General features: G+C 36.0%; 8 protein-coding genes. 4 read left to right on the plus strand and 4 right to left on the minus strand.

Annotated elements, in window-relative coordinates; all coding sequences use genetic code 11:
• The 4 genes from FJR08_RS06575 to FJR08_RS06590 form a co-directional block, all read left to right on the plus strand.
• On the plus strand, positions 1–165 hold a 165-nt coding region (locus FJR08_RS06575), incomplete at its 5' end, for a transposase (protein WP_174783008.1).
• Between the two features lie 183 nt (positions 166–348).
• Positions 349–1,977, plus strand: a complete 1,629-nt coding sequence (locus FJR08_RS06580; protein ID WP_168632616.1) for a TAXI family TRAP transporter solute-binding subunit — start codon at positions 349–351, stop codon at positions 1,975–1,977.
• 262 nt (positions 1,978–2,239) lie between these two features.
• On the plus strand, positions 2,240–4,117 hold the full coding sequence (uvrC, locus tag FJR08_RS06585; protein ID WP_168632617.1) for an excinuclease ABC subunit UvrC: 1,878 nt from the start codon (positions 2,240–2,242) through the stop codon (positions 4,115–4,117).
• Positions 4,118–4,249: 132 nt separating this feature from the next.
• A complete protein-coding gene (locus FJR08_RS06590) occupies positions 4,250–5,524 on the plus strand; it encodes a tetratricopeptide repeat protein (protein WP_168632618.1) in 1,275 nt (424 codons plus the stop codon).
• Positions 5,525–5,527: 3 nt separating this feature from the next.
• Here FJR08_RS06590 and FJR08_RS06595 read toward each other — a convergent pair whose 3' ends face one another.
• The 4 genes from FJR08_RS06595 to FJR08_RS06610 form a co-directional block, all read right to left on the minus strand.
• A complete protein-coding gene (locus FJR08_RS06595; protein ID WP_015078983.1) occupies positions 5,528–6,694 on the minus strand; it encodes a pyridoxal phosphate-dependent aminotransferase in 1,167 nt (388 codons plus the stop codon).
• Positions 6,695–7,067: 373 nt separating this feature from the next.
• Positions 7,068–8,780: a GUN4 domain-containing protein gene (locus tag FJR08_RS06600; protein ID WP_015078982.1), complete on the minus strand. Its 1,713-nt coding sequence runs from the start codon at positions 8,778–8,780 to the stop codon at positions 7,068–7,070.
• Between the two features lie 30 nt (positions 8,781–8,810).
• On the minus strand, positions 8,811–11,030 hold the full coding sequence (locus tag FJR08_RS06605) for an ABC transporter ATP-binding protein/permease (RefSeq protein ID WP_168632619.1): 2,220 nt from the start codon (positions 11,028–11,030) through the stop codon (positions 8,811–8,813).
• 408 nt (positions 11,031–11,438) lie between these two features.
• Complete coding sequence (locus tag FJR08_RS06610) at positions 11,439–12,617, minus strand: 2-isopropylmalate synthase (RefSeq protein ID WP_168632620.1); 1,179 nt, start codon at positions 12,615–12,617, stop codon at positions 11,439–11,441.
• Positions 12,618–12,632: the final 15 nt, after the last annotated feature.

Here is a 12,632-nt window from a genome sequence, read left to right on the forward strand (position 1 = left end):
TGCATCATGAGGAAAATTAAAGGCAGGGCTTCTCATCATCTCAGGAAAGAATTTCCCGAACTTTTGAAAATACCTACCTTGTGGACACCAAGCTATTTTGTTAGTACCGCTGGAAATATTTGCACAGAAACGGTCAAGAAATACATTGAACAGCAACGCGATTAATGTCAATGCAGGATAAATCCTGCATACAGCCTTCATCCCTTGTCTAAAGCACAGATGTAGCTGACTAAGTCAGCTACATCTTCAAGGGTTTTCGGCATTTCCCTTATAAAATCTGGAATATCAATTTCTGTTATTGTATAAGAGTATGTATCTAATCCTTGGTAAATACACTATTTTGCATATATGTCAACAGCTAAAAACAATCATCAAACCAACTTTTTGCAATTTTTTTTAGTTCTAGATCCTTTCTCTAGGCTAATTTTTTTAGGACTTGGGTTTGCTAGTTTTGGTACGGTTGTGATCATTGTTGGCAATATTGTTAATTATCTCACACCACCTCACCTGACTCTAGCGGCTGGAGATAAAACAGGAGAAAGTTATATTATCAGTGAAGCTATTAAAAAGGTAATTGAACGCAGAACTAATATCCAAATTCAAGTAGAAGAAACTAGAGGAACAACTCAAAATATAGAAATGTTATCAACAGGAAAAGCTCAGTTAGCAATGGCTCAAGTAGATGTTGCTGCTGAGGAAATTGGTAATGTAAGTTCTCAGTTAAAAGCGAATATAAGAACAGTAACTTTATTGTATAAAGATACTTTTCAGTTAGTTGTAAAAAATCCTCAAATCAATCAATTTACACAACTTAAAGGCAAGACTATTGCTTTAGCTGCTACTGGTGGACAATATCAGTCTTTTTTAACAGTAGCAAAGCATTTTGGTTTAAGTGAAAAAGACTTTAAGATTACAGGTTTAGATAGTAATGGTAAGCCTATTCCTGGTTATAATGATCGGTTTGCAGATAAAGATTTTCGGGAAAATAAAGCTGATGCTGTATTTCGAGTTCGGGCTATAGGTAATAAGTCCATTGCTAATCTTGTCAATAATTATCAAGGAAAATTAATATCAATTCCTCAAGCAGAAGCAATGAAAATCAAGCAACCTGCTTTTGAATCTGCGATAATTCCTCAAGGTGCATATAGAGGCCATTTTCCTGTTCCTAATACTAATTTACCTACAGTAGCAATATCAAGACTACTATTAGCAAATGATCAAGTAGATGCCAATATTATCAGAAAATTAATTCAGACAATTTATGAAAATCGTCAAGAAATAGCTAATGAAATTCCTCTAGATCATGCTGAAGTTAAACCTTTGATTTCTAGTATTAGTCCTCCTAAAGAAAATAGTGGTGTTGATATTTTCTTACATCCTGGGGCTGCGGCTTTTTATGACAAAGATAAACCATCTTTTATTCAGGAATACGCAGATTATATCGGGTTATTATTGACAATTCTTTTATTAGCATTTCAATGGATTCGTCAACTCAAATTATGGATTGAGAAGAGTAAAAAAGATGAAGCTGATGAATATATTAAATCAGCCATTAGTTTAATGAAAGCAGGACAATATCAGATTGGAGATAGACAAAGAAAACTTGACAAAACCTTTGATGAAGCTGCAAAATCTTTGATTGATGAAAGAATTTCCCAAGAGTCTTTTCGGACATTTAACGAGGCTTATAAAAATACTAAAGAAGCCATAGAAAGGGATAGACAAATCGCTCAACAAGCAATTGAAAAAATCCAAAGAGAAAATGCAGCTAAATATATAAAAATCGTGGTAAACCTATTACGATATGGACAACAAAATCAAAGTACAATAGTTCAACAAAAGTTAGATACAATTCTTGAGCAGGTAGTTAGTGATTTAGTCTTAGAAAATATTTCTCAAGAATCATTCCGGACTTTTATTGAAGCATATAAAGCCACCAGAGATTCTATCGAAAGTAAGAACCAATCATTAAATTAACTTTTGATAAGTAGGTGAACACAATAAAACCAAACTGTGTAAAGAAACGTAAAATCGCTGAAAACTTCTTTACTCTTGCCTATTGCCTTGCTATAACGACAATTTTCAACGCCAACGTACTTAATACTAATCAATATCCCCGAATTCCTGGATCAATTCATAATTTATTGCAAAAATAAAAAAGAAGTCGGGGATCTGGGTATTTTTAATTTATGGTTTAAAATCAATATGGGTAAACTATAAAGTTATGTAAAATACATCCGTGACTAGATCTGAACAAATATTACCACTGTATAAAAACCCAGAACGGTTAGAAAATCGGCTGGGAGAAATTCCCCCAGAACCGGGGGTCTATTTGTTGCGGGATGGCAGCGATCGCTTAATATATATAGGTAAATCTCGTAAATTGCGTTCTCGTGTCCGTTCCTATTTCCGGGACTCCACTAACAAGACTGAACGCATTAACACAATGGTCAAGTTAGTGACAGAAATTGAATTTATTGTCACTGATACAGAAGCTGAAGCATTAGCCCTAGAAGCCAATTTAATTAAGCAGCATCAGCCCTATTTTAACGTTTTACTCAAAGATGATAAAAAGTATCCTTATCTCTGCATTACTTGGTCAGAGGAATATCCGCGCATTTTCATTACCCGCAAACGTCAATTAGGAAAAGCCAAGGATAAATATTACGGTCCCTATACAGATTCCGGCTTATTACGAGAAATTGTCCATTTGTGTAAAAAGATTTTCCCTTTACGACAAAGACCACAACCTTTATTTAAAGATCGTCCCTGTTTAAATTATGATATTGGTCGTTGTCCTGGAGTTTGTCAAAAATTAGTTTCCACAGTTGAATATGCAAAAATTGTCCAAAAAGTAGCAATGGTTTTTCAAGGAAGGACTCAGGAACTAATTGATATTTTAACAGCACAAATGGAAACTGCTGCCGAAGAATTAAATTTTGAAAATGCCGCAAAAATTCGTGATCAAATTGTAGCTTTAAAATCCCTCAATGCCGCCCAAAAAGTCTCCTTACCTGATGATACTATATCACGAGATGCGATCGCTTTAGCTGCCGATGACCAACACGCCTATATTCAATTATTCCAAATTCGCGCTGGTCAATTAGTTGGCCGTTTGGCTTTTGTTGCTGAATCTCACGCTGAACCGGGAGCAATTTTACAACGAGTTTTAGAGGAACATTATCAAACAGCGGAAAGTGTGGAAATTCCTAGCGAAATTTTAGTACAACATGATTTACCAGATAGTGAGATCTTATCTGATATTTTGACAGAACGCAAGGGCAGAAAAGTCACAATTTCCAACCCTTTGCGACAAAGTAAAGCAGAATTAATAGAAATGGTGGAAAAAAATGCCCAATATGAATTACAGAGAATGCAAAAATTGGGAGATAGTAATCTGCAAGCAACCCAAGATTTAGCTGCTATTCTCGACTTACCAGATTTACCCAAACGCATTGAAGGTTATGATATTTCTCATATTCAAGGAACTAATGCGGTAGGTTCGCAAGTAGTTTTTATTGATGGTTTACCAGCTAAACAACATTACCGACATTATAAAATTAAAAATCCTGATATTAAAATTGGTCATTCCGATGATTTTGCCAGTTTATCAGAAGTTATTAATAGACGGTTTCGTAAATATATTGAAGATCCGAAATTAGCAAGGTTGGGTAATGCTGACTGGCCTGATTTAATGATGATTGATGGTGGTAAAGGTCAATTATCTGCTGTTGTGGGTATTTTACAGGAAATGAATCTATTCGCAGATTTGCGGGTTGTCAGTTTAGCCAAAAAACGAGAAGAAATCTTTTTACCCCACTCATCAAAACCTTTAGAAACAGACTCAGAACAGCCAGGAGTCCAGTTATTAAGAAGATTACGAGATGAAGCCCATAGATTTGCTGTCAGTTTTCATCGGCAACAAAGAAGTGATAAACTCAAGCGATCGCATTTAGATGAAATTCCCGGTTTAGGACAAAATCGGCAAAAGTTGTTATTAGCGCATTTTCGCTCTCTTGATTATATTCGTCAAGCTACAACTACACAATTAACAGAAGTTCCCGGAATTGGTTTACGATTAGCGCAAGATATTTATGATTATTTCCATCCTGTTTAAATATATTTTTTAAGAGATACGAACCACAGAGGCACAGAGGACACAGAGGGAAGAAATTTTTTACTCAGTTGTCTTGACTCCTGATTCATTCTGTATTATTAATCAACGTTGTAAATACCATAGTGTTACCAGATGAAAATTAGCTTGTGCATGATTGTTAAAAATGAAGAAACTACCTTGCCAAAGTGCTTAGGAAGTGTTAAAAATTTTGTTGATGAAATTGTAGTTCTGGATACGGGTTCAACTGATAAAACTCCCCAAATAGCGGCACAATTTGGGGCTAAAGTTCATTATTTTACATGGAATAATAATTTTAGTGATGCAAGAAATGAGGCTTTAAAATATGTCACAGGTGACTGGATTTTAGTTTTAGATGCTGATGAAACTTTAACACCAGAAATTATTCCTTTTTTGGAAGTGGCTATTAATAAAGAAGAATATTTAGTTATTAATCTGGTGCGTCAAGAAGTTGGTTCAACACAATCACCTTATTCTCTGGTTTCTCGATTATTTCGTCATCATCCAGATATCTATTTTGATCGCCCTTATCATGCTTTAATTGATGATAGTGTCATGGCAATTTTAGCCAAAGAAGCAAATTGGGAAATCGGTTATTTACCAGGGGTAGCAATTCTCCATACTGGTTATCAAAAAGCTGTAATTAATGAACAGAATAAATCTGCTAAAGCCGCAGCCGCAATGGCAGAGTTTTTGGCAAATCATCCTAATGATGCTTATGTTTGTAGTAAGTTGGGGGCTTTGTATATGCAAATGGGGAAGATTAATGAAGGTATGGAGTTATTGAATCATGGATTAAATCAAATTATTGGTAATCAGGTTAATGAAGATAAAAAACCATTAAGTAAATTCAAATATTCGCAGTCACAAAAAGTTGAAGTTGCTTTTGATGAAGATATAAATTATGATATTTTGTATGAATTGCATTACCATTTAGGAATTGCTTATACAAATTTAAAAAATTTGCCCTCAGCCATTTCTCATTATCAAGCTGCGGTAAAATTGCCTATTTATCCGCTTTTAAAATTAGGAGGATATAATAATTTAGGAAATTTATTCAAAAGTATGGGGAATTTTTCAGAAGCAAAAATTGCTTATGAAACAGCCATAAAAATTGATCCTAATTTTGTAACTGGTTATTATAATTTAGGGATGGTATGTAAAGCCATGGGATTATTTGCTGAAGCTATTGATGCCTATAATAACGCCATTAATTTGAATCCTGATTATGCAGAAGCTTATCAAAATTTAGGGGTTGTACTGTTGAAAATTGGCGATGTTCAAGGTAGTTTAGAAGCTTTTGAATATGCCATTTCTCTCCATGAATTAAACAACCCTGAAGAAGCACAAAGACTTCATCAGGGTTTAAAGGAAATGGGTTTGTTGTAATTTCTAAATCTGAGAACGCACGAATTTCTCTAGTCTATCCATTCCCTTTTCAATTGTCGTCATATCCGTAGCGTAGGAAAGACGAATATTTTTATCAGCGCCGAAAGCGACACCGGGAATAAGTGCAACTTGATGTTCTGCTAATAAAGCATCACAAAATTCCAGAGATTTCAAGCCGGTTTTGCTGATATCAGGGAAAAGGTAAAATGCACCGTCTGGTTTAGCGGTACTCAAACCCGGAATAGCTTTGAGTCTTTCAAACATTACCTGACGACGTTTAGCGAAAGCTTGACGCATTTCCTCTACACAGTCTTGGGAACTTTCTAACGCGGCGATCGCTCCATATTGAGCAAAAGTACACACATTTGATGTACTATGTCCCTGAATGGTACTAGCGGCTTTGATAATTTCCACAGGTCCAGCTAAATAACCCAAGCGCCAACCGGTCATTGAGTAACCTTTAGCGAAACCGTTACTAATTAAGGTGCGAGAAAAAATTTCCTCACCTAAAGAACCAATGCTGATATGTTCTGCACCATCATAGAGAATCTTCTCGTAAATCTCGTCAGACACAACATAGATATCTGCATCAACTATTACCTGCGCCAAGGCTTTAATTTCCCCTGGCGTGTATACCATCCCTGTGGGGTTAGAAGGGGAGTTAAGAACAAATAACTTGGTTTTTGGGGTAATAGCTTTTTTTAGCTGTTCTGGTGTGATTTTGTAGCCAGTGGAAGCATCTGTTTCCACAATCACCGACTTACCACCAACTAAAGTTACCATTTCGGGATAACTTAACCAGTAGGGTGAGGGAATAATTACCTCATCACCTGGGTCAATCAGTGCCACAATCAAATTATACAGGGAATGCTTACCGCCATTGGTGACAAGGACATTCTCTGCCTTATAATTAAGACCATTATCATTTTTTAGCTTGTGGGCGATCGCTTCCCGTAATTTTGGTTCACCAGCGGCGGGGCCATACTTGGTTTTACCTTCATCCAAAGCCTTTGCGGCTGCGGCTTTGATATGCGCTGGCGTGTCAAAATCCGGTTCACCTGCGCTAAAACTACAAACATCTATCCCCTCGGCTTTCATGGCCTTAGCTTTCGCTGCAATGGCTAAGGTGATGGAGGGTGTTACCTGACTTACTCTTGCTGCCAGCTTCATTCTACTTTAATTTCGCCAATATCCTTTCTATCTAAGGATATCCCAGAATCCTATCCGATATTTGCCCTTTCTAAATTCTTTTCTCTCCCAGGTATGGACAATTTAATTTACTTCAAGACTTGACAAGACGAAAATTTTGGTTTACACTTATGTTAGGAGTAGAAATCTGTCCGCGCATATATAGTAATTGTTTGGATTGTCAGAATTAGGATTTACAGGATGTTGATTTGTGATGGAGATTTTTACTTTTTCCATTATTCTTCATGTCAAGACTTGACAAGATGCGATAATTAGGGCTTGCTGAATAAACCGAAAACCTAGATAGATTAAGCCCACCTTCCGCACCCTAACTGTCCTCAAATTAAATCTAGTTCTAATTTTTTCTGCGATTAACAAATTTGTTATTCGCACATAGGTCCTGACAGCTTTTTACACGAGAAAAGAATAAGTGCATTTGCCGAACTAACCAAGATTTTACCCGCCAAGCTGCCATGGAAAGGTTTTCTGTAGATGATTGTGAGGTTAATTCAGCACTGTGTTGATCATAGTGTAACCATTTGACTGGTAAGTGTCCCATCGGTGTCATCGGGGACAATTTGAAAGTTAGTGCTTCATATTCTAACCAGTTTCCCTCTTTTCGCCAACCAAGGCGATCGCCAAGTTTCTTTTCTGTTTCATAGTCTACTTGACCACCCATTTCGCTCCAAATAGTTTGTTGAATACTAAAGCCAAAATAACCATAACTATATTGTTCCCACAGTTGATCGATATTATGAATATCTTGACAAGGAAAATTATCAATATCTTGCTGATAAACTTCATTCCAATAATTCTTTTTCATGACTGTTAGCATTAATTTAGCGGTTTCAATATCAGCTTCTTGCCACCTATGCTGCGCTAGAAGATCCCGTAATTGAGTATAATCAATATCTTGATTGCTGAAAAATTCTTTTGTCAAAGTAACATTATTATTCACCAATCCCATCAATCTTGTTTCTTTATCAGCAGATAGCGGAACGACAGTAGTAAAATTTATGTCTGCTATATTGAGCAAGTTTTCTTGGTCGGTGAATTGCTCAGATATATAGTTTGATATTAAATCAATACCTTGATCCAAAAAGACACTATTTTCGTTCAAATCAAAATTATGGATTTGCCAATCTAATAATTGAGATTGAATAAAAGCATCTTTTAATCTAGCTTTTCTTTCATAACTTGTTACCATAAAATCAAGAAAAGTATCAGAAATACCCTCCTTGACTTCAATGTGATCTAAATTTGACTGATACTTTAAAACGTTATCTCCTAAATTTTTAATATCTCCGACAATTGCGTAAAAATATTCATCTATTTTGACGACTTCTTCTATTAATGATTGAAAGGGTCTAAAGTATGCTTGTAAAGAGGTTTCGAGATTGATGGCAGTATGGGCAATGTTGGCTATTTCTTGACGAATTTTCTGGGCTTTTCTTTGATATTCGTAAATTTCTTGATAGACTTCTAAGTCTTTAACTATTTTTTTGACTATTTCTTTTTGATTTTGTGTATCTTCGGCAATTCTTGTAATTCCTACGCTGATTAAACTGATTTTTTCCAACATTAAAAAGTAAGCATTACTCAAGAGTAACACTGCTTTAAAATTTTCTTTTTTCTCCCATCTTAGTTCATCTAGTATTGCCGGATTATGATGATTTTTAAGTTCTAAATTACTTCTTTCATCTTCTATTTTTTTTATTTCTAAATATTTTTGTTTGAATAATTTTTTCAAATCTTCCGTAAGGATTAATAAAAAATCATGATAACTATTCTTGTAATTTTCTAAAAAATCAATAATATGTGTATAGTCATTAATAAATAATTGGATTTCCTCAAGAATTTCTCCCTGGCTAATTTCTGATTTTCGCTTAATTAGTCCACCAAGATGATGATGATATCGCACACCCTCTTTAAATAAGGTTTGACGTTCTTGGATTTTTTTTTGAACTATTTTTACCCCGTTATTTTTCATTACGGGTACTTGATAGTTTTGGTTGTAAATTGAAATACTTTTGTAAGTAATTAGTTGTTTCTGCTGTCTAGTTCGCATAAGCTTGATTATCAAAAGTATGAATATTTGTTAATCTTTTACCCATTTTAACACCTTTGAGTCTTTATTATAGCGGTAGGTAGAGCCATCCTGAGTAGTAATAGATTTACCTTTGCTGGCTTTACTTCTAACAGTACCAAGTGATGAATAGGTTGTTAATTTGTGCATTTCCTGATGAGAAAGCCCGACAATTTTATCTATATCTGTCGTGATTTGAGGATTTTCGGGAGAATTTATGGCTATTTCTGGTGGAGTTGAAGATTCATTGTTAGGTAAAATATCTATTGTGATTTGAGGATTTTCGGGAGAATTTATGGCTATTTCTGGTGGAGTCGAAGATTCATTGTTAGGTAAAATATCTGTCGTGATTTGAGGATTTCCGGGAGAATTTATGGCTATTTCTGGTGGAGTTGAAGATTCATTGTTAGGTAAAATATCTATTGTGACTTGAGGATTTTTGGGAGCATTAGTGACTGTTTCTTTTACCTTCTGCTGCCGATAATCCTCCACAGTTACAAGTTGCCAACTAGAATCTTGTGAAAGTTCCAAAACCCAGTCATGATAATTAAACAAACTTTCTCGATGTCCCACACTGATAAAAGTTGTTTTCGTTGATTGTAATTGTTCATATAAATTTCCTTCATTATTTAAATCTAAAGCACTTGTGGCTTCATCTAAGATAGTGAAACTAGGACGAGTAACTAATAAGCGTGCGAAGGCAAGACGTTGTTGTTCTCCTAATGAGAGTATATTTTCCCAAGGAACTTCTGTATCAAAGCCATCTATACGACTAACTAAGTTTTGTAAATTAACTTGTTGTAAAATCTCTTTAAGTTCTGCATCGCTCATTTTGCGATTTGTATGCGGATAAAGTAACTGTTCGCGCAAAGTACCTAGAATTATATAAGGACGTTGGGGTAGGAATAAAACTTCTTCTAGGGGGGGTCTTACCAAACGACCAGTTCCCGCATTCCACAAACCAGCGATCGCTCTCAACAGAGAACTTTTACCTCGACCACTAGGCCCAACAATTAATAACCCCTCTCCAGGTTGAACACTCAAAGACAAATTTTCGACGATTACCTGTTCATAGTTGGGTGTTTGTAAAGTAACATTCTCAAAAGCTAAACGGTTTTCTTCTATTGTCTTAATCGTACTGACATTTTCTGGTAATTTGTTGACTGCTTCTAACGCATTTGACAATTCAACTAAACGTTCAACATAAATAGAAAATCTTCCTGAAGTTGCAAATTCTCTGATTAATTCGGCTATAGCATTGGCAAACAGATTACAAGCTAAACTAGCTTGAGCAATTTCCCCAAAATCAATTTCCCCTTTAATCTGTAAAGGTCCGAATACTATAAATGGAAATATTTGGATAATAGCCTGATATGCTCTGTTAAAAATATCCTGACTTCTTTCCCAATTAATCTTGCGTTTGGTATTTTGAATAATCTTATTAAATCTGCGCTGAATCATATTTAATTCTTGTTCTTCTCCTTGAAAGAAAGCTATTGATTCAGCATGATTACGAACATGAGTCAGACTATAAGTGTGGTCTGCCGTAAATTCGAGTCCCTCTTCTTGGATCTTATTTAATTGTTCAGCTAAATAAAGAGCAATTAAATTGCCCGCTATAGTATAAACAAGCAGGGCAATTGCTACAAATTTAGAAAGGCTCCAGAGAATAATTAAAAAAGTTGTCATTTCCAGGACTTTTTCTAAACAAGTCGCTGAAAAGCTGAGAGCATTTCTAGTCAAAGGTTCGATTTCTTGGGATATTTGTTGATCTGGATTACTAACATCAGATTGAAAGTTGATTTTATAGTAGGCACGATTACTTAAATATTTTGATAAAATTTGATGATTTAACCATTCATACCAATCAAGAGAAATTTGTTTTCTAACAAATCTAGAAAATCCTACTAAAAGTGTCACCAAAACCAGAGCAGCAGCGTAAACCAATAATATATCAATAAATTTCTTTAAATCTTTTTCTTCAGTAATCACATCAAGCAAATAACGGCTAACAAAGCTATTAAAAGCAGTTACGCTTACAAGTGCGACAATTAATAATATGAGAAGAATCAGCATTCCCCATGTCCGCACCACGTCTGAGAATGCTCTACCGTTGGCTTCTGTGGGATACCAGTAAGGACCAATAACCGCTTTGACATTTTCCCAAAATCGGTTAGCAACTGGAGCAGAATTATTTGTGGCGGATTTATCAATAAAAGGTTTAGCTTGCATCTTAAAAAAATTATTTTAGTGTTTTGAGGTAGGGAACAGGGAACAGAAAAGACGGACTTGATACCTACTAAGTCTTGTATGGCTACAGCAAGCTATCAAAAATTAAATAGGAGTCCGATAGAATTCCATATTAATACTCAGGAGCAAAAAGCCAGACTAGCAATCCAGTATTGAGCTAAGTAGGTTAGCATTGAAAATCGTCGTTATGGCACTAGGCAAGAGGCAATACTTCGACTTCGCTCAGTAACCAGAGGCAAGAGTGAAGAGGGTTTGGGCGATTTTACTTTTCGTTACATATTACTCTTCGAGAAGCCGCTTCGCGTCTACGGTTTTTTTCCGTTCACCTACTTAATACTCTTCTGAGTCTTTAAATATTCCGAATTCTGAGTCGTAAATTTTTACGATTGATTATTCAAAGATACCATCTTTCCATAGTTCTAAGACTTCGTTAGCTGTAAAGTAACATTCTTTTTCCATTGCCAGAGATTTGATGACGGAACGCATTTTTTCATACTGCTTTCTAGATTGAGGATTTTGCAGTTGTTTTTCAAATAGATATTGGAAATTACTGACTCCACTCCATTTGCCAAAGACAACATCTATTTTGTTATGTGGAAATACTGCATAGCTCTTGGGATCACGAAACAAAGAATTAACATGAATACCTGATTCGTGGCGTTGTGCAGTTTGAGAGTAAGGAGATGCGGGACGAATCCCCAGTTGCTCAATATAATTAGTCACTGCGGCGATCGCATCATAGTTGATCCCCTGGACTTCAATGCCAAACCGGACTCGCAACCCATTTAACACCTGCTCAATGGCAACATTTCCGGCTCGTTCTCCAATCCCGCAAAACGTCCCCGATACTAAAGTCGCTCCCGCCATCAGAGACTGGAGAGTATTTTCCAGTGCCAATCCTATATCATTGTGGTAGTGTACCCCCAGTCCTACCCCATTAGTGGATTGCAGCAAATCATGAATCCAGATATAACTCTTTTCTGGATTTAGCACCCCTACTGTATCACACAGTAAAAAGTTTTCAATATAAGGACTGCATGAGCGAATACATTCCACCAAAAAGTCAAAATCCGCTCTAGAAGCATCCTCCGCAGCAAAATTGACTCTGAGTCCGGCCACTTTTGTGGCATAGTGCAAATTTTCTACAATGACATTAATAGCATTCTGACGAATTCTATTGATGATTGCAGATGGGATATCATCATCAATTGTTTTTCCTTGGAATTCGCTCATGAGGCGAATTTCGGGATCTCGCAGAAACAGCAAACGATCAGAAACAGCATGAAACAAAATAATGCGCTTAACCCCGCAGTTCTTCGCATGATCAATATACTCTTTTCCCATCATCGTAGAAGCAGTGACAACACCATCCAATCCCTCTGATACTAATGTTTTAACCAGTTTAGCCTCCTGTTCATAAACATAGGGCATGATGCAAAGGTCATCAACTCCTGTTTGGGCAATCAGATGAGCCAGTTTGTGTTTGGTGGGATAAGAGAAAAAAATGCCTACTTGCTGTTCTCCATCCCGGAGGGTTTCGTCGGAAATTTTAATCGGAAGAGTTTGCATTGTTTTATACCAATT

The sequence above is a fragment of the Dolichospermum sp. UHCC 0260 genome, from assembly GCF_009711985.1.
GTDB lineage: Bacteria > Cyanobacteriota > Cyanobacteriia > Cyanobacteriales > Nostocaceae > Dolichospermum > Dolichospermum lemmermannii.